The following is a 23148-nucleotide window of genomic DNA, read 5'->3' as shown; positions in this document are numbered from 1 at the left end:
CCTCTCTCCATCAGTCCGTCACGTACTGGTCCGCAATGCCCTGCATCACGGCCAGCTGGGCGTCGATATCCGCGCCGTTGTAGACCTTGACCATCTCGTCCGCCACGTTGGACTTCCACTTGCGGCGGGTGGCGTTGTTGATGTACTGCACGCAGGTTTCAAACTGGTTGTAACAGACCTGAACGTCCAGCAGATAGTCAAACTTGGCAAACTCGGTGGTCCAGGAGTCCTCCAGGCCCAGGTAGGCGGGGATGGCCGCGCCGGATTCGCCCTGGATGCGCTGGCCCTCCTCGCTTCCGAAGAAGCGGAGCACATCCTTCACAATTTCCAGGTTCTTACCAGCGGCGGCGGTGGAGTAGCACAGGCCGTTGGAGATAGTGCCGGTTCCGTCGCCGGAGGCGGGATTGGGGCACTTGGGAAGGGGAGCAATGTCCCACTTGCCAACCATATCGGGGTAATTCTTCAGCTCGGACAGCAGGTTCCAGGAGCCCTCATAGAACATGGAGCCCATGCCGGAGAAGAAGGCGGTGCCAGGGGTGGTCTCAGCAAAGAAGGTCTGGTCGGGGCACCACTCATTCTTTTGAATGTTGACATAATACTTGATAGCGTCGGCGGTGGCAGGCTGGGTGTAGCCGGCATGGATGTTGGTCTCCGGGTCCAGAATGTAGCCGCCATTCTGATAGACAAAGTTCCAGTAGCCCAGCTGCTCGTCATTGTAGGCCATGTAGCCGTATTTTCCGGTGGCGTCGTAAATTTTCTGGGAGGCGTCCATCATGTCGTCCCAGGTCCAGTTCTCGTCAGGGTAGGCCACTCCGGCAGCGTCGAACATCTCCCGGTTGTATACCAGGACCACGTTGTCACGATCCTTGGGTACGCCGTACATTTGCCCGTCAGAGCCGCTGGCATTGCCGATAGAGATGTCTGAATAGTGCTCGGTCCAGTAGTTAGGGTTCTCGCTGGCATATAGGTCAGTGAGGTCGGCCAGGATGCCGAAGTCGGCGTAGTACAAAATCTGGTCGGTGTGCATCCAGAAGATGTCCGGCATGGTGTTGGATTCACCGGCGGCCTCCAGCTTGGTCCAGTACTCGCCCCAGCTGGTCACCTGAACCTCGATCTCCACATCGGGGTGCTGAGCTGTGTAGGCATCGCACATGGCCTGCATGCCGTCTCGTTGGGCCACGTCCCAGATCTGGAAGGTGAGATGGGTCTTGCCATCCGACGCGCCGCACCCTGACAGGGACAGCAGCAGCGTTATGGCTAAGACAAGGGATGTGATACGGGGTATCTTTTTCATAACTCCACTCCTCTGCTTGTTTGTCGCACTCGGAAACGTTACGTAACTGTGAATAAATGATAAACTTTGGCCAGCTTTGTGTAAATGGTCTGGATTTTACGAAATATAGCAAAATGTCACATAACATGTTTTAGGCGCAGTTGGAGCGACATTCTGGTATATTTTTAGGAAATTCATTGATTGTGCACAGCTGCAAGGGTTTCAGTTTGTGCAAAACGTAAATTTTCAGAGCCCAAATTAAGAAAATCAGAGCAAACGTCAGAATTGCTGCCACTTGCAGGGGCGGCCTTTGGCCGTCCGTCCGCCACAGACAGAGCCACCTGGTTCTGCGGGCGGCCACAGGCCGCCCCTACAGAGCTGGTGTCAACAATTTTGAAGTTTGCTATAGAAAGAAAATATATACCTTGATGTGCTGTTGCAGGGTCTGACTATGCAGGATGAAACCAACTTTAATGCCCGATTACACCGCCGCACCGGTGTGACAGTGCGATATTTAGAAAAATGACGGAAAACTGCTTTTTCAACCGGCTATTTTTTGAAGATTTGTCAATTCACTTTTCCCTGGCAAAGTGGTATGCTGTTTACAACCTTGAGACAGAGAGGATTACGCAAAATGGCTGATATGACGCGCGCTGCTTCTTATTACCGCTGCTTTAGCTTTACCTTCTTTTGGGGTAAGGCTTGTTTCGGTTTGGCTGAAAGCGTGTGTGTGTAAGCTTGGTTTTGCAGGAACCACTGTACATGACGACCCGCGGCCGAACCGGTCGCGGGTTTTTTTGTACCAACCTGTTGTAATTTTTTAGGAGGACTTTGATTATGATTGTCATTTTAAAGCATGACCACAATGCCAACCAGCTGGAGAGCCTGATTACCTGGCTCCAGGAAAAGGGCATCACCATCCACACCAGCATTGGCGAGGCCAATACCGTTTTGGGCCTGGTGGGGGACACCTCCAAGCTGGACATTGACCTGATTGCCGCTTTGGACATTGTGGAGGACGTAAAGCGGGTCCAGGAGCCCTACAAGAACGCCAACCGGAAGTTCCACCCGGAGGACACTGTGGTCAAGGTGGGCAGCACCCAGATCGGCGGCGGGAATCTGACCATCATGGCCGGGCCCTGCTCCGTGGAGTCGGAGGAGCAGGTGGTGGCCATTGCCAAGGCGGTCAAAGCCAGCGGGGCCACCATGCTGCGGGGCGGAGCCTTCAAGCCCAGAACCTCCCCCTATGCCTTCCAGGGACTGGGGGAGACCGGCCTGGAGTATCTGAAGGCCGCCCGGGCGGAGACCGGCCTGCCCATTGTCACCGAGCTGATGGACGTGACCCACCTGCCCCTGTTCAAGGACGTGGACGTGATCCAGATCGGCGCCCGGAACATGCAGAACTTCGATTTGCTCAAGGCGGTGGGCCATCAGGACAAGCCTGTGATGATCAAGCGGGGCATGTCCGCCACCTATGAGGAGTGGCTGATGAGCGCCGAGTACGTCATGGCCGGGGGCAACGAGAATGTGATTCTCTGCGAGCGGGGCATCCGCACCTTTGAGAGCTACACCCGCAACACTCTGGACCTGGCGGCCATTCCCGTGCTGCGCAAGCTGACCCACCTGCCCATCATCGTGGACCCCAGCCACGCCACAGGGAAATACTGGCTGGTGGAGCCCCTGGCCCTGGGCGCCGTGGCCACCGGCGCGGACGGCTTGCAGATTGAGGTCCACAACGACCCCGCCCATGCCCTGTGCGACGGGCCCCAGTCCCTGAAGCCCGAGGCCTTTGACCCTCTGGCCAAGAAGCTGCTGGCCCTCCACGCCCACCTGAACGGGATGGAGGGATAAACCATGAAGGTTGGAATTGTGGGCCTGGGCCTGATTGGCGGGTCCATGGCCAAGAGCATCAAAAACCGTACCAGCCATACCGTCTACGGCGTTGATCTGGATCAGGAGACCATGATGCTGGCCCGGATATGCGGAGCCATTGACGGTCCGCTGACCGGGGAGACTCTGCCCCAGTGTGACCTTGTGCTGGTGGCCATCCGCCCCCAGGCAGCTGTGGACTGGGTGGGGGCTCACGCCGGGGAAATTGGCAAGTCCGCCATTCTGGTGGATTTGTGCGGCGTGAAGCGGGCGGTGGTGGAAAAAATCGCCCCCATTGCCGAGGAGCACGGCTTTGCCTATATCGGCGGCCACCCCATGGCGGGCCGGGAGCGGGGAGGCTTTACCTCCTCTGCCGACGATCTGTATGTGGGGGCCTCTATGATCCTCACCCCGGACAAGCGGACGGACATGAAGCTGCTGGAGACCCTCCAGGCCTTTTTTCTGGATGTGGGCTTTGCCAAGCTCACCTTCTCCCAGCCCGAGGAGCACGACCGGATTATCGCCTTTACCTCCCAGCTGGCCCACATTGTGTCCAGCGCCTATGTGAAGTCCCCTGAGGCCCAGCGCCGCCGGGGCTTCTCCGCCGGCAGCTTTAAGGACATGACCCGGGTGGCCCGGCTGGACGAGGACATGTGGACCGAGCTGTTCCTGGATGACGCCGACTATCTCACCCATGAACTGGATATTCTGATTGGACATCTGGAGGAGTATCAATCTGCCTTAAAGAACCGGAACGCTCAGCGGCTCCACGACCTCCTCAAGGAGGGCCGGGAGCTGAAGGCCACCGCCGGCGGAAATTAAGGCGCGAAAAAACCTCCTGCCGCCCTGCGGGCTAGAGAGAAAGGAACGATTGTTTATGATCCAAACCATTCATGTGCGCACCAATCCGGAATATGATGTGACCATTGGCCCCGGCCTGCTGAGGGAGTGCGGCACCCGCCTGAGAGGTGCGGTCCCCCTGTGCCATATGGCGGTGGTTACCGACAGTAATGTGGCCCCTTTGTATCTGAAGACGGTAAAAGATTCCCTGCTGGAGGCGGGCTATCAGGTCAGCACCTATATGTTCCCCGCCGGGGAGGAGCACAAGAATTTTGATACCCTGTCCGGCATTTTGGAGTTTCTGGCCGAAGAGCACCTCACCCGCACCGACTGCGTGGCCGCCCTGGGCGGCGGCGTCACCGGGGATATGGCGGGGCTGGCCGCCGCCCTCTACCTGAGGGGAGTGAAATATGTCCAGCTGCCCACAACTCTGCTGTCCGCAGTGGACTCCTCCGTGGGGGGGAAGACGGCTATCGACCTGAAGGCGGGCAAAAATCTGGCCGGGGCATTTCTCCAGCCCTCCGCCGTCATCTGCGACACCAACTGCCTGGAAACCCTGCCCCCGGAGGTCTCTGCCGACGGGGCCGCTGAGGCGATCAAAACTGCTGTCCTCTCCGACGCCGGCCTGTTCAATGCCATAGAGGACGGCATGTTTATGATGACGGATACGGCGGCCATCATCGCCCACTGTGTCCAATACAAGGCCGGCGTGGTGGAGCGGGACGAGAAGGAACAGGGGGAGCGGAAGCTGCTCAACCTGGGCCACACCGTGGGCCACGCCATTGAGAAGTGCAGCGATTTTACCATCCCCCACGGCCACGCCGTGGCGGCGGGACTGGCCGTCATGGCCCGGGCCTCCAAGCGGCTGGGCTGGATGCTGGAGGAGGGGATCAACGCCTGGACAGCGGACCGCATCTGCTCCGCTCTGCGTCTCACGGGCCTGCCCATTTCCACGGAGTATTCCCCCGAGGTCCTGGCCCAGGCCGCCCTGTCCGACAAGAAGCGGGCGGGGGACAGCATTACCATTGTAGTTCCCAGGGAAATTGGGAACTGTGAGCTGAAAAAGATTCATGTCTCGGAGCTGGAAGCCATCATCCGGGCGGGGCTGGAGGTCTGATAATGGATATCCGCATTACCCCTGGCCTCCTGGAGGGGACCGTCACCCCGCCCCCCAGCAAGTCGATAGCCCACCGGGCCATTCTGGCGGCGGCGCTGACCAGCGAGACCAGCACCATTCAAAATATCACCCTCTCCCAGGACATTGAGGCCACTTTGCGGTGTGTCAGTGCCCTGGGCGGTGCGTGGAAACAGGAGGGAGACACCCTGCACGTCAGCGGGCTCTGGCACAGGGAGTGGGATACCGCCGAGCTGCCCCATCTGGACTGCGGGGAATCGGGCTCCACCCTCCGCTTCATGATTCCCATTGCGCTGACGCTGAACAACGGAGGGGTGTTCACCGGCCGGGGCCGGCTGATGGAGCGGCCCCAGAAGCCCTACTTCGATATTTTTGACGAGAAGGGCATTTTCTACCAGCAGAAGGATGGCGTCCTCACAATCAAGGGCGAGCTGATGCCGGGGGAGTTCCGCCTGCCCGGCAACGTGTCCAGCCAGTTTGTCACCGGGCTGCTCTACGCCCTGCCTCTGATGGAGTGGGAGAGCGAGATCATTCTCACCTCCAAGCTGGAGTCCAAAGGGTATGTGAACATGACGCTGGCGGTGCTGAAGGACTTTGGTGTAACGGCAGAGCATCAGTTTTATAACCCGTTTGCGAAGAGGGCTGCGCCGGAAGGCCAGTGGTACGAGCGGTATATCATTCCGGGGGATCAGGTGTGCCGGGCGAAAGACATCACCATAGAACCCGACTGGTCCCAGGCGGCGTTTTGGATGGCAGCTGAGTTTTTGGGGAGCGACGTGGAAGTGGAGGGCATGAATTACGACTCGGTCCAGGGGGACCGGGCCATAGACCGGCAATTTGTACTGCTGGGCCGCCCGGAGGATTACACCTTTAGCGCTTCCGGGTTCCCCGACCTGGTACCCCCTCTGGCGCTGATGGCGGCGGTCCGCTCCGGAACGGTGCGCCTGACCAACGCCGCCCGCCTGCGCATCAAGGAGAGCGACCGCCTGGCCACGGTGGCCCAGACTCTCAACGCCCTGGGCGCTCAGGTGGAGGAGGGACCGGACTTCCTCAAAATTACAGGCCGGGACGGTCTGGAGGGGGGCGTCACGGTGGACTGCTGCAACGACCACCGGATCGCCATGATGGCCGCCATTGCCGCCACCCGGTGCAAAAAGCCGGTCACCCTGGTTGGGGCGGAGTGCGTAAACAAGTCTTACCCCACGTTCTGGAACGAATATAAGCGGTTGGGAGGAAAAATGGATGTCCTCTGAGTTTGGAAAAATTTTAAAGGTGTCCGTCTTTGGACAGTCCCACGGACAGGCGATTGGCGTGAACATCGACGGCCTGCCCGCCGGGGAGGCCGTCGACCTGGAGGAGCTCCAGCGGTTTCTGGACCGCCGCCGTCCGGGAAAAAGCCCCCTGTCCACCGCCCGGAGCGAGGGGGATGTGCCGGAGTTTCTCTCCGGGCTGGAGGACGGAAAAACCTGCGGCGCGCCCCTGTGTGCCATCATCCGCAACAGCGACCAGCACTCCGGTGACTACTCGGAGCTGGCCGACAAGCCCCGCCCCGGCCACGCCGACTACACCGCCTGGGTGAAGTGGAAGGGCCACGCCGACATGCGGGGGGGAGGACACTTCTCCGGACGGCTCACCGCCCCCCTGTGTATTGCCGGGGGGATCGCCAAGCAGATCCTGGCCCGGCGGGGAATCCATGTGGGGGCTCATCTGTATTCGGTGGGAAATTACCTGGACGAGCCTCTTCCGGACCGTCCCACTCCGGAGCTGTTTGCGTCCGTCGCCGCAAAGCCCTTCCCGGTTTTGAACGACAAGAACGGCGAGCTCATGCAAAAGCTGATCCAGCGGGCCAAGCAGGAACTGGATTCGGTGGGGGGCGTGATCCAATGCGCCGCCATCGGCCTGCCCGCCGGGCTGGGCGACCCTATGTTTGACGGGGTGGAGAACCGTCTGGCGGCAGCGCTGTTCGGGATCCCGGCGGTGAAGGGGGTGGAGTTTGGCGAGGGCTTCAACGCCGCCTTCCTGCACGGCTCACAGAATAACGATCCCTTAGTTGTGAAGGACGGCAAAATTATGACCGAAACCAACCACGCCGGCGGCATTTTGGGCGGCATCACCACCGGGATGCCCATCCTTCTGCGGGCGGCATTCAAGCCCACGCCGTCCATCGGAAAACCGCAGAAAACCGTCAGCCTGTCCACGATGGAAAACACGGAATTGCAAATCCACGGCCGTCACGACCCCTGCATCGCCCACCGGGCCGTCCCAGTGGTGGAGGCGGTGACCGCCTGTGTACTGTTAGACTTACTGTTGGAGGGAAATCATGGAACTTTCTGAAATTCGTACCAAAATTGACGCTGTTGACGACCAGCTGTTAGACCTCTTTCTGGAGCGCATGAAGCTGAGCGAGGAGGTGGCCGCCTACAAAAACCAGCACAATCTGCCCATCCTGAACAAGGGGCGGGAGCGGGAAATTTTAGCAAAGGTCACCCAAAGAGCGGGGGACAAGGAGCGGTACGCCTACCACCTGTATTCCACCCTGTTTGAGCTGGCCCGGTCCCGTCAGGCGGAGCTGATTTCCGCGCCCACCAGGGTGGCCCGGCGGATCGAGGCCGCCCTGGCCTCCAACAGCGAGGTGTTCCCCCAGACGGGGATGGTGGCCTGCCAGGGGGTGGAGGGGGCCAACTCCCAGGTGGCCTGCGACCGGCTGCTTCCCAGGGGAAACATTATGTATGTGAAGAGCTTTGACGCGGTGGTGTCCGCTGTGGAGTCCGGGCTGTGCAAATTCGGCGTACTGCCCATTGAGAACAGCTCCAACGGCTCTGTCCGCAAGGTGTACCAGCTGCTCCAGGAGCACGACCTGTCGGTGGTCCGTTCCACCCGGCTGTGTATCCGCCACGAGCTGCTGGCTCTGCCCGGCGTAAAGCAGGAGGAAATCACCGAAATTTACTCCCATGAGCAGGCCATTGGCCAGTGCTCCCGGTTCCTGGGCGGCCTGAAAGACGTGAAGGTGATTCCCTGCGGCAACACCGCCCTGGCCGCCAAACAGGTGGCCGAAAGCGGAAATCTCCACGCCGCCGCTATCTCCTCCCACCCATGCGCCGCCCTGTATGGCCTGGAGTGTGTCAACGGCGCCATCCAGGACAGCGACAACAACTACACCCGCTTTATCTGCGTCACCAGAGACCCGGTGATCTACGCAGGGGCCAACAAGATCAGCCTGATTATTGCTCTGGACAACAGGCCGGGCGCCCTGTATGAGGTGCTGGCCAAGTTGGCCGCCCTGGATATCGACATGACCAAGCTGGAGTCCTGCCCCGTGGCGGGGAGCGATTTTGAGTTTGTCTTTTTCCTGGAGCTGGAGGCCAGCGTGAAGGACCCCAGCGTACGGGCATGCCTGGAGGAGATGGAGCGCAGCTGTGCCCAGTTCCAGTTTTTGGGGAACTACGCGGAGGTATAAGGGATGGAGGAGAAGATATACGGGCTGTTGGGCCGCAAGCTGGGCCACAGCTGGTCGGTCTCCATCCACCAGGCCCTGGGCTGTAAGGACTACCGCCTGATCGAGCTGGAGCCGGATGAGCTGGGGGCTTTTCTCAAGCGGGAGGACGTCGGCGGGCTGAACGTCACCATCCCCTATAAGCGGGAGGTAATGGCCTTCTGCGACGTTATCGACCCGGCGGCGGAGGCAATCGGCAGCGTGAACACCCTGGTTCGCCGGGAGGGAAAGCTGTACGGCTATAACACCGACATTGACGGTTTTTTGTATATGCTCAGCCGGGCGCGCATCTCTCTGACGGACAAAAAGGTGGTCATCCTGGGCAGCGGGGGAGCGTCGCTGACGGCCCGTGCCGCCGCAGTTCAGGAGAAGGCCCGGGAGATAGTGGTCATCTCCCGCAGCGGCCCGGACAATTACGACAACCTGAGCCGCCACGCCAGCGCGGAGGTGATTGTCAACACTACCCCGGTTGGGATGTGGCCCAGTGTGGAGGGCCAGCCTGTGGATCTGGAGCGATTCCCCAGGGCGGAGGCGGTTGTGGACATCATATACAACCCCAATCGGACCAATCTGTTCCTCCAGGCGGAGGCGATCGACAAGAAAGACCGGCTGCTGGCTGGGGAGGGCCTCCGCCTGGAGGAGAGGGAGCTTCACGGTGTCCATCCCATCCGCCGCACCGGCGGCCTGCCTATGCTGGTCCACCAGGCCAAGCGGGCGGAGGAGCTGTTTTTTGGAAAACCAATTCCGGATTACCAGACCGAGCTGATTCTGGCCCAGCTCTGGCAGGACCGGACAAATATCGTCCTGGTAGGGATGCCAGGCTGCGGCAAGACCACCGTGGGCCGGGAATTGGCCAAGCTCACCGGCAAGCCCCTTGTGGACCTGGACGAAGAGATTGTCCGCAGGGCAGGCAAGCCCATTCCGGAGCTCTTTGCCCGGGAGGGTGAGAAAGCCTTCCGGGAGCTGGAGGCCCAGGTGCTGGCGGAGGCCTGCGCCCAGAGCGGCCAGGTGATTGCCACTGGCGGCGGGGTGGTGCTCCGTCCGGAGAACCGAGCCGCCATGCGCCGCGCCGGACGGGTGTACTGGCTGCGCCGGGACCTGAACGTCCTGCCCAAGGAGGGCCGCCCCCTGTCTCAGAAGGGGAGCCTGGAGGAGATGTACCAGATGCGGAAGCCGCTGTATGAGGCGGCGGCGGATTTCTGGGTTGACAACAATCAAACGGCGGCGGAGGCCGCTCAATGGATATGGAGTGAGTTGTGTGCAAATATTGGTCATTAACGGCCCCAATATGAACATGCTTGGGGTCCGCCAGCCGGAGATCTACGGCACGGCCACCTATGACGATCTGGTGGGCATGATCCAGTCCGAGGCGGATGCCTTGGGTGTCCAGGTGAGCTTTTTCCAGTCCAACCACGAGGGGGCGCTGGTGGATGCCATTCAGCAGGCCTGCTTTGACAAGGTGGACGGTATCATCATCAACCCCGCCGCCTACACCCATACCAGCGTGGCCCTGCTGGACGCGGTAAAGGCAGTGGGCATTCCCACAGTGGAGGTCCACATCTCCGACCCGGACACTCGGGAGGACTTCCGCCATGTCTCCTACATCCGCGCCGCCTGCACGGCCACCATCCGGGGACGCGGCCTGGAGGGCTATCTGGAGGCCCTGCGGCTGCTGGCAAAAAAAGAGAGCTGAGCCCCTGTATTGACGCCCAAACACCACTCCATAACGGTGGGTGTTTGGGCGTGTCCCATTTGCGAATTTAAACGTAGGGGCGGCCTGTGGCCGCCTCCTAGAACAAACATCAAAATTGCAGACAGCGAAGATATGTAGGGCGCGACGATTCGGTGCGCCGTTGTATCATATAGCGTTGGCTGCAAGAGCGGCGGGACGAGGTCGTCCCGCCCTACAAATGCAGCTGGATTTTCAAAAATTGATTTCCGTGCTGGTGGTGCTTTGGCGGCTTGTATTCTGCCTTCAAATATGGTATGATTTTCACTCAGTCAGGGGTTATTCCCTTTTTCAGGAGAGAAAAGCAATGGATTACGATAAGCTGCTGAATATTTCCGTGGAGCTGGGTTGTCAGCTGATGTCCAGCGGGGCGGAAATTTACCGGGTGGAGGAGTCGATACGCCGGCTGCTCCAGGCCTATGGCCTGGAGTGTGCGGAGGTGTTTGCCATTCCAAACTGCGTGATTGTCAGTGTCACCACTCCGGAGGGCCATCCCATCACCCGGATGCGGCGGATTGGCGGGCATGGGACGGATATTGAGCTGCTGGAGCGGTGTAATGATCTGTGCCGGCAGCTCTGCGTTCGGAGGCCGCCGGTGGAGGAGGCCCAGGCCCAGGTGGCCTCCCTGTCGGACTGCACCCCCCGTTACGCGCCCTGGCAGGTGCTTTTGGGCTACGGAGTGGTTCCCACTTTTTTCTCGCCGCTGTTCGGGGGCGGGATATCAGATTGCATAAGCGCCATGATTGGAGGGCTGGCGGTGGGCTTCTGCCTGCTGTACGCCCACAGATTCCTGGGCGCCAACGGCTTTTTTCGCACTGCCATATGCAGCGCTGTGGCCTCCATGCTGTCACTGCTGCTGGTGCGGCTGGGACTTGGACAGAGTGTAGACACCGTGACCATCAGTGTGCTGATGGTACTGGTCCCCGGCGTGGCCCTGACCAACGCTATGCGGGAAATTATGGCGGGAGATATTATCTCCGGCCTGAGCCGGGCCGCGGATGCCATCCTGACGGCCGCCGCCATTGCCATTGGCGCGGCAATGGGACTGGCAATCGGCTGGAGGTTTTAAAGGAGGTCGCGGATATGAGCGTAATCTGGTTTGATTACATAGTGCCCTGTCTCAGCGCTTTTCTGGCCTGCGTGGGGTTTACGCTGGTGTTCAATATTCACGGGGTGGGCAAGCTGATCTGCGGCCTGGGCGGGGCGATGGGCTGGCTGGTCTATCTGCTGGGCGGAAAAACGATTCTGGCCGCCTTTTTTGCCTCGGCGGCTATCGGGCTGTTCTCCGAGATCATGGCCCGGCTGCGCCGCTGTCCAGTGACCGGCTACCTGCTGGTGGCCCTGCTGCCCCTGGTGCCCGGAGGAGGCATCTATTACGCCATGAGCTACTGCGTGGCTGGGGACACCCAGCGGTTTCTGGATACCCTGCTCCACACCTTTGGGATGGCCTCGGCGCTGGCGGTGGGGGCTATGCTGACCGCCTCTGTGTTTCGGGCGATTTATTCCTACCTGTACCGGCCCAGGACCTCGTAAGTGCGGCGCAAGTTGCGGTAAATAGAATGAAAACAATCCGCAGTCCTTCTGGACTGCGGATTGCTGTTGGGAGGGGCACTCAAAAGGGTCAGTCAGCGAAGAGGGGGGTGGAGAGGTAGCGGTCGCCGGTGTCGGGCAGAAGTGCCACAATGGTTTTGCCCTTGTTTTCAGGGCGTTTGGCCAGCTGGATGGCCGCCCAGAGGGCGGCTCCGGAGGAGATACCCACCAGCACGCCCTCGGTCTTGCCCATCAGCTTGCCGGCGGCAAAGGCATCCTCGTTTTCCACCGTGATGATCTCGTCATAAATCCCGGTGTTCAGTACCTCGGGGATAAAACCGGCGCCGATACCCTGAATTTTGTGGGAGCCGGAGGTACCCTTGCTCAGCACAGGGGAGGCGGTGGGCTCCACAGCCACCACCTTTACCTCCGGATTCTGACTTTTCAGGTACTGACCTGTGCCGGTAATCGTGCCGCCGGTGCCCACGCCGGCCACAAAGATATCCACCTGGCCGTCAGTATCCGCCCAGATTTCAGGTCCGGTGGAGGTCTTGTGGGCCTCTGGATTGGCGGGGTTGACAAATTGGCCGGGGATAAAGCTGTTGGGGATCTCACCGGCCAGTTCCTCGGCTTTGGCAATGGCCCCTGTCATGCCCTTGGATCCCTCAGTGAGGACCAGCTCCGCCCCATAGGCCTTCATCAGCTGGCGGCGCTCCACGCTCATGGTCTCAGGCATGACTATGATGATGCGGTAGCCCCGGGCAGCGGCCACTGAGGCCAGGCCGATTCCAGTGTTTCCAGAGGTGGGCTCAATAATGACAGAACCGGGCTTTAACGCGCCTTTGGCCTCCGCGTCGTCGATCATGGCTTTGGCAATGCGGTCTTTCACGCTGCCCGCGGGGTTGAGGTATTCCAGTTTGGCTAGAATGCGGGCCTGGAGACCCTCGTTTTTCTCGATGTGAACCAGCTCCAAAAGGGGAGTTTTGCCGATCAGCTGGTCGGCGGATGTATAGATTTGACTCATAATTAACCAACCTTTCCTGTGGGTTTATGAGTATTATATACGCTGTCCATTCCCATGTCAAGGGAAAATTTGCAAAACTTGCTGTTGATTCCCCACAAACCTTATTATATAATTGGTTAAAAAGAAGGGGGCTGGGAACTGTATGCTGATTTCCACCAAGGGTCGCTACGCCCTGCGTGTTATGATCGACTTGGCCGAGCACCAGACAGAGAGCTTTATTCCACTAAAAGTGATTGCCCAGCGGCAGGAGATTTCTGAAAAGTATTTGGAAAATATTATCAAGCTGCTGGTCAAGGCCAAGCTTTTAAACGGTCTGCGGGGAAAGGGAGGCGGCTATCAGCTGACAAAGACGCCGGAACAGTATACGGTGGGAACCATCCTGCGGCTGACAGAGGAGTCTCTGGCGCCGGTTACCTGTCTGGAAGAGGGGGCGTCCGCCTGCACCCGGATGTCAGAGTGCCGCACGCTCCCCCTGTGGCAGGGGCTGAACAAGGTTATAAACGACTATCTGGATCATATTACGATTGCGGACCTGATGCGTCAGGGCGAAATCGGGGATAACTATGTGATCTGACAAAAAATCTGACCCGTAGAAGGTTCCGACGGGAGAAATGAGGGAAAATATGGATAATAGAGCAAGAAATGTGGATAACAGAGTAATCAATTCCCGTGCCATCAAGGTAATCGGGCACCGCAATCCGGACACCGATTCCATCTGTGCCGCAATTACCTACAGCAATCTGAAAAACATTCTGGATCCGGACCACCCCTGCAAGCCGTGCCGGGCAGGACTGCTGAACCGGGAGACGGAGTTTGTTCTGGACCACTTCAAGGTCCCTGTGCCTCAGCTGTATACTGATGTGAGTCCCCATATCCGGGACGTGGATATCCGCCTGGCCAAAGGGGTGGACGGCGAAACCAGCCTGCGCCGGGCCTGGATGACCATGCGGGACCAGGAGCTGGACACCCTGTGTATCGTGGACGAGGAGCAGTATCTGAAGGGTGTTATCACCGTCAAGGACGTGGCCACCGCCAATATGAACGGCATGGACCCCCATATTCTGGAGATCGCCAAGACCAGCTACCAGAATCTGCTGGATATTCTGGACGGCACCGTTTTGGTGGGCGATGTGACAGGCAAGACGGTGGAGGGGCGCATCATTATCGGTTCCGGAAGTGCGGAGCAGATTGAGAAGTCCATCTCGCCTGGAGATATTGTTGTAGTGAGCAACCGGGCAGAGAGCCAGCTGGCCGCCCTGGAGATGGACGCCGGCTGTATCATTGTCTGCGCCAGCAGCAAGGTCTCCCGCACTATGCAGATGCTGGCCGAGGAGAAGGGCTGTATGGTCATCACCACCCAGAACAGTACTTATGTCACCGGCCAGATGCTCAGTCAGGCCGCTCCCATCCGCCACTACATGACCAGCGGAAAGCTGCTTACCTTTACCCTCCATACCCCCGTGGAGGAGGCCACCCGGGTGATGGCCTCCGTCCGATTCCGCTATTTCCCCGTTCTGGACGACGACGGCAAGTATATTGGCGTAGTTTCCCGCCGGAATCTGCTCAATCTGCACAAAAAGCAGCTGATCCTGGTGGACCACAACGAAAAAAGTCAGGCCGCCGAGGGTATTGATGAGGCCGAGGTGCTGGAGATTATCGATCACCACCGCATTGGCACATTGGAGACTGACGGCCCGGTGTACTTCCGCAATGTACCTGTGGGCTGTACCTGCACCATCATTTATCAGATGTATCGGGAGAATGATGTGGAAATCACCCCCACCATGGCGGGACTGATGCTGTCCGCCATCCTGTCAGATACGCTGATGTTCCGCAGTCCCACCTGCACGCCTGCGGATGAGCGGGCTGCCCGAAAGCTGGCGGAGCTGGCCGGCGTGGATCTGGAGAAGTACGCCGACGACATGTTTGCCCACGGCGGAGACGTCTCGGGCAAGACGGCGGCGGAGGTCTTCAACGGGGACTACAAGATATTCACCAGCGGAGATGTCCGCTTTGGTGTAGGCCAGGGCAGCTATATGATGGAGAAAAACCGGAAGGCCGCCCAGGCGCTGGTGGGCCCCTATCTGCCTCAGGCCATGGAGAAGCAGGGATTGGACTACATCTTCTACATGTTTACCGACGTGCGCAACTCCAGCACCGAGCTGCTCATGACTGGCGCCGGAGCAGAGGAGCTGATTGCCAAGACCTTCAACACCACGGTGGACAACGGCGTGGCGACCCTTCCCGGGGTGGTCAGCAGGAAAAAGCAGCTGATTCCATCGCTGATTAAAGCAATCAAGCTGGAACAGGAATAGTGGCAAGGGGCGGCCTTTTGGCCGCCCCTGTTCGTTGACAGAAAAAAGAACGGACTGCTAAAGCAGTCCGTTCTTTTTTGCTGGAGCGAGTGACGAGGCTCGAACTCGCTACCTCCACCTTGGCAAGGTGGCGCTCTACCAGATGAGCTACACTCGCAGCGACAAATGGTATTATAGCAGAATTGCGGCCAAAGTCAACCCCCAATTTACAAAAATGGAAAAAATTTTTGAAAAGCTTTTTCAGGCTGCCGGCTGGGTCAGAATATCCTCCAGCAGACCCTGATGGACGGGCCGAAGCCCCTGGACGGTGCAAAAATCGGCAGGGCGGAGCAGGGTAGGGGGCTTGGGCAGCTCCACAGCGCCGCAGTCCTCCAGAAGTCCGGCCACGAACTGGGAGCAGAAGTAGTGGTGCCGCCGCTGGAGAGACAGGTTGAAGTAGCAGGCAAAGACCCCCAGCACACTGTAGTGGTACTCCTCCCGCTGGACATACATGGAACGCAGCTTTTGGCGCAGGCGGAAATAGGTCTCCTCACTCACCTTGAGCTCGTACAGACAGCAGGGGACAGCCCGGCGGTATACCGTGACCTGTTCCTCCACCAGTCCGGCGGGCAGGGCCAGGTAGCGGTATTTTCGGGCAAAGCTGTAAAAGAGGCCGTCAGGCCCGTCCAGGCCAATGGAGGCGTGGGTATAGCTGTCACGGGTGGCAAAATGAATCAGCCGGGAAAACCAGGTCCCGGACCGGGTAAGCAGAATATGTATCGTTCGCTCTGCCATGGAACGTCCCTCCTTTTAAGACATCCGGCGGATATCCGCCGGGACAAAAGGGCAGGCCCTTTTGAATTTGATTCTTTTGAAGTGTTTTGACTATAGCACACAAAACCTAAAATGAGTTGAAGGAAAGATTAAGATTTTCTGAAATGCTGTAAAAAATAAAATGTAAACTTAAAATAAAAATAGTTGACAAGCAAAGACGGGTATTGTATACTGATTTCAAATCCGGGTTACAATTAGAGAAAAGAGGTAAAATTTATGGAAACTAAGACAAAAAGCAGTGTGTATCCCATGGCAATGACCGCCGTAATGGCGGCGGTGATTGCGGTGGTTGCCCCCTTCTCGATCCCAGCCTGGGGGGAGGTATCCTTTACCCTGTGTACCTTTGTCCTCTATCTGTCCCCCTATATTCTGGGGTGGAAGAGAGCGTCGGCTGCGACATTGGTTTATATTCTGCTGGGTATGGTAGGTATGCCGGTGTTCAGCAATTTTAAGGCCGGGTTGGGTGTGCTGGCCGGTCCCACAGGGGGCTATATCCTGGGTTACATTCCCATGGTGGTGATATGCGGCCTGATGATTAGGGCTTTTCCTAAAAACCGTATGATTCATCTGGGCGGTATGATTCTGGCCACCGCCGTGCTCTATGCCTTTGGCACCGCGCTGTTCTGTGCCCAGACGGGCTCCACCCTGGAACGTGCGCTTGTGGTGTGTGTGTTCCCCTTCATCCCCTTCGACCTGGGGAAGATGGTTATTGCTACCGGACTGGGGCCCATCCTGCGGGAGCGGCTGATTTTGGCCAAAATTTATCCCGAGGCCTGAACGATTCCCCTTTGACCGCTGTCTCAGATATCTTCTGAGGCGGCGGTTTTTTGCTTGCTTTCCGGCGAAGAGGGCAATATAATAAGAATGAAAAAATTTTTTCAGAATGTGCGATAAAAACCTTGCTTCGCGCGTTTCTGTTTTGACAGGAGAAATGGACTATGCTGGCTGCCTTATGCCTCCAGACAACAGAAGAGGAGAGCGAGCGCCGCCGCCGGGAGTTGGACCAGCTTCTGCTCCAGGTGGGGCAGGGGGACCGGGAGGCATTTGCCCGGCTGTACTCCCTGACGCGGGGGGCGGTGTATGCTTTGGCGCTGTCCCTGCTTCAGGACACCCATGAGGCCCAGGATGTGGCGCAGGACACCTTTGTCAGGGTGTGGGAGCGTGGGCCGAGCTACCGTTCCCAAGGCTCGCCTATGGCCTGGCTGCTTACCGTCGCCCGGAATCTGGCCTGGAGCCGCCTGCGGCACAGCGGGCGGCAGGTGGAGGTGGGTGAGGAGGCGTGGAACGCCCTTCCCGCCTCTATGCCGGAGGTCTCCCCCGAGGACCGGGTGGTTCTCCAGGAGGGGCTGGCCAGCCTGGGAGCGGAGGAGCGGCGGATTATTTTGCTGCACGCTGTCACCGGGCTGAAGCACCGGGAGATTGCCGCGCTGTTGGAGCAGCCACTGTCTACTGTCCTGTCAAAATACCACCGCGGGCTGAAAAAACTAAAGAGCCTGATGAAAGGAGAGAATGAGCCATGACCGACCGGGAACTGGAACTAAAGCTGGCCGCCGCTCTGGAACGCACGGCCCCCGACGATTTTGAAGCAATCCTCTCCCGCTGCGGTGTGCAAAACGGGAGTGTGACAGAATTGAAGGAGTTAGTACAAGATCAGAAGGTTATTGACGTGGAGGCCGTGGAAGTGAAGCCGAAAAAGAGGCTTAACCGCTGGCTGGCCGCCGCCTGCGCGGCGCTGGTGCTGGCAGGGGCGGGGGGTGGAGGACTGATCTATCACCAGAGCTACGCCGTGGCCTCGGTGGTGTCACTGGATGTCAACCCAAGCATTGAGCTGAAGGTCAACCGGGCAGAGGGAGTGATCTCCTGCACCGCTTTGAACACCGAGGCGGCGGCGGTCCTCTTCGACATGAACGGCGGCGCCGATTTGAAGGGCACCAAGCTGGATGTGGCGGTGAACGCCATTGTGGGAGCCCTGGTGCGGGAGGGCTATCTGGACAGCATCTCCTCCGCCATTTTGATCTCGGTGGAGGACAACGACCAGGAGCGGGCCCAGCGGCTCCAGGCAGAGCTGGTGGCCTCAGTGGATGGTGTCCTCCAGGCCCAGGCCCCAGGGACCTCCGTGCTGAGCCAGGTGCTGGACGCGGATGCTCCAGCGCTGGAGTATATGACCTTTGACAGTGGCCTGTCCACCGGGAAGTCTGCTTTGGTGCAGAAAGTAATGGAGATGAACGGTACCCTGGCTCTGAACAGCACAGACGCTTTCGACAAGCTGGCCGCCCTGTCGGTGGAGGAGCTGAACGACCTGCTGAAGGCGGGAGAGAAGCGCATTCCCATCGGGAAAGCCGCCGCTGCCACAGCGGCAGAGGAGTACGCCGGGACGCTGGCTATGAATTCAGTTACCACTGATGTGGACCCGGAGCTGGATGAAAATCCCCCCCACTACGAGGTGGAGCTGAAAACCGTCTGGGGCGAGTTTGAATATATTGTGGACGCCTTCACCGGGGAGGTTCTCAGGGGACAGAAGGACCTTCTGAATCAGTCGCCGGCCGGGCAGGATTCGCCGGTGAATCCAGCCCCCCCTCCGGCTGCTGAGAACAATGTTTGGCAAGACCCGGGAAATTCTGATACGATCAGTGGGACGGTTATCGATCAGGAAACTGCAAAAAAAGCCGCCCTGGACAATGCAGGGCTGTCTGAGAGTGACGTAACCGACTGGAAGGTAGAGCGGGAATGGGACGACGGACGGCTGGAGTACGAGATTGAGTTCTGGTGTGGAACCACCGAATATGATTGCACCGTGGATGGACACACTGGTGCTATTTTGAAGTGTGGGATTGACCATCACGGGAACAGCGGCTCTGGACACCACAGCGATTCCCACCACAGCGGGGCAGGGACAAGTACCAATACCGCCACGTCCGCCGACATTGGCCAGGAGGCCGCCAAAGCCGCCGCTCTGGCCCACGCCGGTGTGACGGAAAGCCAGGCTGTCAAGCTGAAAGTAGAGCGGGACTGGGACGACGGCCGGTTAGAGTATGAGGTGAAGTTTGAGGTGGGCCGCATGGAGTATGAGTATACCATCGATGGGGCCACCGGAGCCATTCTGGAGTACGAATGGGACGACTGATTGATTAACATAAAAAAGAGCGCCTTAGGCGCTCCCACATAAGGGTATCTTTTTATTGAGGGGAATTCCCCCGGCAGGAGTTACACTGAAATTTCCCGCCGGGGGCTTCCTTTCCTTGCGGGACTTATCCACCGATATAGCCGATATCGGTATAATGGATTTCCACGGTCTGCTCTGCGTGCTTGGAATATTTCACGCTTTTCTCATGTACTACAATCTTTTGGATGAACAGCCGCAGCAGTTCCGGTGTCAATTCTGTGATATCCGTGTACTTCTTGGCTTTGTCAACGAAATGGGCCGTATTGGAAACCGATTCTTTCAGCTTTTGGATGGCAGATCCTTTTTCATCAGCCCCTTTTTTCAATGCATCTTGTTCCTCTGTGTAGCCGCTGGACAGAGCCTGAAACTGCTCCACCGAAATATGACCAAGTACCCCATCCCCATACAGTTTCTTGAAGATGGCATCCAGTTCAGCGCGGCGTTTCCGTACAGTGGTCAGTTCCTTTTCCAGCCTGCGGATCTCTCGCTGGATCTCAGCGGACTGCTTACTGCCAATGTACTCCGCAAACTCCTTGGTATGTTCCCTGGCCATCGCCGTCACCTGCCGCAGATCCTCCAGAACAATATCGTCCAGTACGCACTCCCGGATATAATGGGCGGTGCAGCCCTCGGTTCCAAGTCTCCTATATGTATAGCAAGTAAAGATACTTGCGCGGACGGTTTATCCCGACAATCCGCCAAAGGTCGAATACACCTTAACAGACCTCGGACAGTCCATTCATCCCGTTTTGAAGTCCTTGTGCGATTGGGGAACAGCCTACCAAGCCGCTATACCGCCAATCAACGATTTGGGTGGGCCTCTTACAGATGCCGCAGATTGACGCGGTACTCCCGTAAATCATCTTCTTTTACGGTTTCGATAATTTTATCAAGTGCCGCAGCAAGAGCCTCTTTATCCTCTGGCAGCGTTCCTTGAAACTGAAATGCGTTTGACGCACCTAAAGCGGCAAATTGGGTGGGTATTTCCAGGCTTTCAAGCAAAGTGCGGATTTCCTTGTATTTTTCGATCTCGCCTTCCTCTTTCCAGTTGCCGCGCTGAATTTCCTGGTAAAGCTCCGATTCCGGGTAAATAGTCAGCATATTGACGCCAATGAGCGTCGGATGGAGCTGATTACAAATATCGGCAGTTGCCTTTGCGCCGATCTCACCACGGCCAGCGCCTGAAATGCTCACCAAGTAAAAGAAGCTGTAATGAATACCGGCTTGATCTAACCGCTGGCATTGTTTCACAATATCGGCGGCGGCATAGCCCTTATTCATAAATCGCAGGGCTTCATCATCGCCTGTTTCAATCCCGATTGTCAGGCCGTCATATCCGGCTTGATGCAGGGATGCAAGTTCCTCGTCCGACTTTAACGTGACATCTGTAATCCGGGCAAAACATCCAATCGTTTTAATTGAGGGGATATATTGCCGGATTAGGTCAGCGATAGCCATGAGCCGTTCAGCTTTCAAGACAAAAGGGTTTGCCCCGGTCAAAAAAGCCCGCTGGATGTGCTCCGGCCTGGGTAATCCCTGCAAGCGGGCCGTCAGCATTGAAATGGGGTCTGTACTCCAAAGCTGGGCTTCCTGCAAGTCACTTTCCACATCTTCGAGGGGTGACATTCTGAATTTGAACGGTAAATCGTTATAGAGCGTACAGAATTTGCATTTGTGATGGGTACAGCCAGCCGTTACTTCAAGCAACAGCGAGGAAGCCTCATAGGGTGGCCTCCATATTGTTCCAGTGTAGTGCATAGTAGAACCTCCTTATCTTTTTTTCATTATATCATGGTACAGAGAAAATAAAAGTACGGTACTTTTTTGCAGTACCTTGTTTTTTAACTGCAAAGGCGATATAATGCCGTCAGGAGGTTATGAAAAATGAGAAAAACAGAAACAGCAATCCAACGCTGTAAAACGATGTCAACGCTCCAAAAAATCTTAGGCGGCAAGTGGAAACTTGAAATTCTTTACTATATTGCTTTTAATGATATTCACAGATTTGGAGCGTTGCGCCGCCAGCTTGGTGAAATTACAGAGTCGTCCCTGACAAAACAGCTTCGGGAATTAGAAGCCGATGGATTTTTAATCCGGCATGATTTCAAGGAGATTCCGCCGAGGGTGGAATATACTTTATCCGATTTAGGTAAGAGTTTTATTGATGTGATTGATTACATGAAAACCTGGGGCGATCACAATTTGCCAGACTAAGCTGGTTCAACCCGGTCTGCTCAGGACAAATGGTATAGAATGGAACTGTTTCAGTTTGTCCCTTCATACAGACCGCACCAGGAGGATACCCCCTGGTGCATTCAGGCGGTTTACAGGCTCTCGTAGGAAACCAGCTCACGCACCGGGATTCGCGTTTGGCTGTGCCGTTCCGAGTCGGCAAAGTTTTCCTTGGCATAGCCGATCACCAGGATATTGATCGGCTCCAGGTTGGCGGGGAGGTCAAACTCCTTGCTCAACACATCCGGCTTGAAGTAGCACACCCATACGCTGCCCAAGCCCAGCTCTGTGGCCTGGAGCATCATGTGGTCGGTCAGGATGGAGGCATCAATGTCCCCGGTCTGCTTCTGGTCGAAGGGCCGTACCCATGCCTTGTCGTGGTCGGCACAGACGATGATAGCGAGGGGCGCGCCGTAGATGCCAGCGGCCTTTCCAATCTTCGCCAGCCCTTCTTCGCTCTGAACAACGATCAGGCGTACCGGCTGAAGGTTGGCGGCGGTAGGGGCCACATGAGCGGCCTCCAGAATCTTTTCCAGTTTTTCCGGCTCCACCTTCTGGCCGGTGTAGCTGCGGATGGAGCAGCGTGTCTTTGCAATTGTGATAAAGTCCATGATAGGCAGTCCTTTCGCAAATAAACTGATTGTTGGCCATGTCAAGGCAACCATCTGATATGATTTTAGCACAATCATCCCCGTCCGCAAGACTGCACTTTTTTGTAAGGCACTACCCAAAAAGTAAGTCCTTTTCCAAATGAAAATACTATGTTATACTTTCCATGAGGTGAGACTATGAAACAGCAAGAATTTACTTGTCCCGTTGCGGCAACGCTGTCGCTGATTGGTGGGAAATATAAGCCGCTGATCCTCTGGCATTTGATTGAGCGGCCCCTACACTATATGGAATTGCAGCGGAGGATTCCAAAGGCCACGCCTAAAATGCTCTCTCAGCAGCTCCACGATCTCGAAGATTGCGGCATGGTGCATAGAGAAGTGATCCCAGAAAAGCCGCCCAAAACACTTTACTCACTGACTGCATTTGGGGAAAGCATTATTCCTGTTTTGGACGCGATGTGCCAGTGGGGAGCGAACTATTTAGACGGGCTGGATGTTCAACGGCCGTGTTGCGGCGCAGGTGCATGAAAAGGGGGGCATAGCTGCCATTAGGTGGCTATGCCTGTTTGTTTTCAGAACCACATAAGCCGCTCATTCTCTGGCACTTGGTAGACCGGCCTTTACATTATACGAATCAATAGTAGAAAGGAAAGAAAAATAGAGACAAATGGTACAGAAAAGACGAGAATGGATGTGTGAAAAACAAACTCATCGAATTATACTGCACCATTTGCCAATGCAATGATAGCAGGTCAAGAGAAAAAATGCAACGCCTAAGCAACAATAAGTGTAAGTGTCCCCAATTCACAGATGTGGAGTTGATCACGGTATATCTCTGGGGCGTAAGACAGCACTTACTGACGCGGAAAGCGATCTACGAGTACACGAAAGAGAATCTGCTGGGGTGGTTCCCCAAGCTGCCCAGTTATCAGGCTTTCTGCCGCAGGCTGAACTGGATGGCAGGTGCATTTCAGGCTCTGACAGAGATATTCGGGGAGAAAACACTGGAGAAATGTGCAGATACCCATGAGTATGTGGTAGATTCGGCTTGGTGTAAAATCTTGTGTAAGCGAAAATCGACAAAGTCAAGAAGTGGCGCGATGGAAAGTGCACAGGCTGGG

Annotated in this window: 24 protein-coding genes, 1 tRNA gene and 1 pseudogene; 19 read left to right on the top strand and 7 right to left on the bottom strand. The window is 57.2% G+C overall.

Annotated features, from left to right (window positions below; translation table 11 throughout):
• Positions 1–10: 10 nt before the first annotated feature.
• Positions 11–1294, bottom strand: coding sequence for an ABC transporter substrate-binding protein (locus tag NFS22_RS06375; RefSeq protein WP_251316879.1), 1284 nt, complete (start codon positions 1292–1294; stop codon positions 11–13).
• An 816-nt stretch (positions 1295–2110) separates the two neighbouring features.
• On the opposite strand from NFS22_RS06375, the gene aroF reads away from it, so the two are divergent.
• The 10 genes from aroF to NFS22_RS06325 all read left to right on the top strand — a co-directional run bounded on the left by aroF (position 2111) and on the right by NFS22_RS06325 (position 11872).
• Positions 2111–3124, top strand: coding sequence for a 3-deoxy-7-phosphoheptulonate synthase (gene aroF / locus NFS22_RS06370; protein ID WP_251316878.1), 1014 nt, complete (start codon positions 2111–2113; stop codon positions 3122–3124).
• Positions 3125–3127: 3 nt separating this feature from the next.
• Positions 3128–3964, top strand: a complete 837-nt coding sequence (locus NFS22_RS06365) for a prephenate dehydrogenase (protein WP_251316877.1) — start codon at positions 3128–3130, stop codon at positions 3962–3964.
• Positions 3965–4019: 55 nt separating this feature from the next.
• A complete protein-coding gene (gene aroB, locus NFS22_RS06360) occupies positions 4020–5099 on the top strand; it encodes a 3-dehydroquinate synthase (RefSeq protein ID WP_251316876.1) in 1080 nt (359 codons plus the stop codon).
• Positions 5100–5101: 2 nt separating this feature from the next.
• Entirely contained in the window at positions 5102–6370 is a 1269-nt protein-coding gene (locus NFS22_RS06355) for a 3-phosphoshikimate 1-carboxyvinyltransferase (RefSeq protein ID WP_251316875.1), read from the top strand.
• Entirely contained in the window at positions 6360–7451 is a 1092-nt protein-coding gene (gene aroC / locus NFS22_RS06350; protein ID WP_251316874.1) for a chorismate synthase, read from the top strand. Before NFS22_RS06355 ends, aroC begins: the two co-directional genes overlap by 11 nt.
• On the top strand, positions 7438–8574 hold the full coding sequence (locus NFS22_RS06345) for a bifunctional chorismate mutase/prephenate dehydratase (RefSeq protein ID WP_251316873.1): 1137 nt from the start codon (positions 7438–7440) through the stop codon (positions 8572–8574). The genes aroC and NFS22_RS06345 overlap by 14 nt, the downstream gene beginning before the upstream one ends.
• Positions 8575–8577: 3 nt before the next feature.
• On the top strand, positions 8578–9888 hold the full coding sequence (locus tag NFS22_RS06340) for a shikimate kinase (protein ID WP_251316872.1): 1311 nt from the start codon (positions 8578–8580) through the stop codon (positions 9886–9888).
• Positions 9869–10303, top strand: coding sequence for a type II 3-dehydroquinate dehydratase (gene aroQ, locus NFS22_RS06335; RefSeq protein WP_251316871.1), 435 nt, complete (start codon positions 9869–9871; stop codon positions 10301–10303). Before NFS22_RS06340 ends, aroQ begins: the two co-directional genes overlap by 20 nt.
• A gap of 343 nt (positions 10304–10646) precedes the next feature.
• The gene (locus NFS22_RS06330; protein ID WP_251316870.1) at positions 10647–11408 is read left to right on the top strand and encodes a threonine/serine exporter family protein; all 762 of its coding nucleotides are present in this window, start codon (positions 10647–10649) and stop codon (positions 11406–11408) included.
• 14 nt (positions 11409–11422) lie between these two features.
• The gene (locus NFS22_RS06325; RefSeq protein ID WP_251316869.1) at positions 11423–11872 is read left to right on the top strand and encodes a threonine/serine exporter family protein; all 450 of its coding nucleotides are present in this window, start codon (positions 11423–11425) and stop codon (positions 11870–11872) included.
• 88 nt (positions 11873–11960) lie between these two features.
• On the opposite strand, the gene cysK is transcribed toward NFS22_RS06325, so the two are convergent.
• Positions 11961–12893: a cysteine synthase A gene (gene cysK, locus NFS22_RS06320; protein ID WP_251316868.1), complete on the bottom strand. Its 933-nt coding sequence runs from the start codon at positions 12891–12893 to the stop codon at positions 11961–11963.
• Between the two features lie 142 nt (positions 12894–13035).
• Between cysK and NFS22_RS06315 the strand changes: the two genes are divergently transcribed.
• A complete protein-coding gene (locus NFS22_RS06315) occupies positions 13036–13467 on the top strand; it encodes an RrF2 family transcriptional regulator (protein ID WP_251316867.1) in 432 nt (143 codons plus the stop codon).
• A 49-nt stretch (positions 13468–13516) separates the two neighbouring features.
• Complete coding sequence (locus tag NFS22_RS06310) at positions 13517–15208, top strand: putative manganese-dependent inorganic diphosphatase (protein ID WP_251316866.1); 1692 nt, start codon at positions 13517–13519, stop codon at positions 15206–15208.
• 81 nt (positions 15209–15289) lie between these two features.
• Here the strand turns inward: NFS22_RS06310 and NFS22_RS06305 are convergent.
• Both NFS22_RS06305 and NFS22_RS06300 read right to left on the bottom strand, forming a co-directional pair.
• Positions 15290–15365: transfer RNA gene (locus NFS22_RS06305), tRNA-Gly, on the bottom strand.
• Positions 15366–15448: 83 nt separating this feature from the next.
• Positions 15449–15982, bottom strand: coding sequence for a hypothetical protein (locus NFS22_RS06300; protein ID WP_251316865.1), 534 nt, complete (start codon positions 15980–15982; stop codon positions 15449–15451).
• A gap of 255 nt (positions 15983–16237) precedes the next feature.
• On the opposite strand from NFS22_RS06300, the gene NFS22_RS06295 reads away from it, so the two are divergent.
• The 3 genes from NFS22_RS06295 to NFS22_RS06285 all read left to right on the top strand — a co-directional run bounded on the left by NFS22_RS06295 (position 16238) and on the right by NFS22_RS06285 (position 19145).
• Complete coding sequence (locus tag NFS22_RS06295; protein ID WP_251316864.1) at positions 16238–16798, top strand: biotin transporter BioY; 561 nt, start codon at positions 16238–16240, stop codon at positions 16796–16798.
• A gap of 161 nt (positions 16799–16959) precedes the next feature.
• The gene (locus NFS22_RS06290) at positions 16960–17541 is read left to right on the top strand and encodes an RNA polymerase sigma factor (RefSeq protein ID WP_251316863.1); all 582 of its coding nucleotides are present in this window, start codon (positions 16960–16962) and stop codon (positions 17539–17541) included.
• Positions 17538–19145 carry a PepSY domain-containing protein gene (locus NFS22_RS06285; protein ID WP_251316862.1) on the top strand — a complete coding sequence of 536 codons (1608 nt, stop codon included), beginning with the start codon at positions 17538–17540 and terminating at the stop codon, positions 19143–19145. The genes NFS22_RS06290 and NFS22_RS06285 overlap by 4 nt, the downstream gene beginning before the upstream one ends.
• Positions 19146–19269: 124 nt before the next feature.
• Here the strand turns inward: NFS22_RS06285 and NFS22_RS06280 are convergent, their stop codons facing one another.
• Positions 19270–19737 carry a DUF4368 domain-containing protein gene (locus NFS22_RS06280; protein ID WP_251316861.1) on the bottom strand — a complete coding sequence of 156 codons (468 nt, stop codon included), beginning with the start codon at positions 19735–19737 and terminating at the stop codon, positions 19270–19272.
• Between the two features lie 112 nt (positions 19738–19849).
• Here NFS22_RS06280 and NFS22_RS06275 point away from each other — a divergent pair, with 112 nt between their 5' ends.
• Positions 19850–20026 carry a winged helix-turn-helix transcriptional regulator gene (locus NFS22_RS06275; RefSeq protein WP_338147947.1) on the top strand — a complete coding sequence of 59 codons (177 nt, stop codon included), beginning with the start codon at positions 19850–19852 and terminating at the stop codon, positions 20024–20026.
• Here NFS22_RS06275 and NFS22_RS06270 read toward each other — a convergent pair.
• Positions 20007–20942 (bottom strand): radical SAM protein, encoded by a 936-nt coding sequence (locus tag NFS22_RS06270; RefSeq protein WP_251316860.1) that lies wholly within the window; start codon positions 20940–20942, stop codon positions 20007–20009. The genes NFS22_RS06275 and NFS22_RS06270 overlap by 20 nt on opposite strands.
• Before the next feature lie 126 nt (positions 20943–21068).
• On the opposite strand from NFS22_RS06270, the gene NFS22_RS06265 reads away from it, so the two are divergent.
• Positions 21069–21398, top strand: a complete 330-nt coding sequence (locus NFS22_RS06265) for a winged helix-turn-helix transcriptional regulator (protein ID WP_251316859.1) — start codon at positions 21069–21071, stop codon at positions 21396–21398.
• Positions 21399–21508: 110 nt separating this feature from the next.
• Here NFS22_RS06265 and NFS22_RS06260 read toward each other — a convergent pair whose 3' ends face one another.
• Complete coding sequence (locus NFS22_RS06260; protein WP_251316858.1) at positions 21509–22027, bottom strand: nitroreductase family protein; 519 nt, start codon at positions 22025–22027, stop codon at positions 21509–21511.
• A 177-nt stretch (positions 22028–22204) separates the two neighbouring features.
• Between NFS22_RS06260 and NFS22_RS06255 the strand changes: the two genes are divergently transcribed.
• Complete coding sequence (locus NFS22_RS06255) at positions 22205–22555, top strand: winged helix-turn-helix transcriptional regulator (protein WP_251316857.1); 351 nt, start codon at positions 22205–22207, stop codon at positions 22553–22555.
• A 167-nt stretch (positions 22556–22722) separates the two neighbouring features.
• A pseudogene (locus tag NFS22_RS06250) lies at positions 22723–23148 on the top strand (hypothetical protein); the annotation flags it as partial.

Origin of the sequence: Flintibacter muris, assembly GCF_943192995.1 — a bacterium.
Lineage (GTDB): Bacteria > Bacillota > Clostridia > Oscillospirales > Oscillospiraceae > Lawsonibacter > Lawsonibacter muris.
The sequence above is the reverse complement of the archived record's forward strand: the minus strand, read 5'-3'. Positions and strand labels throughout refer to the sequence as shown.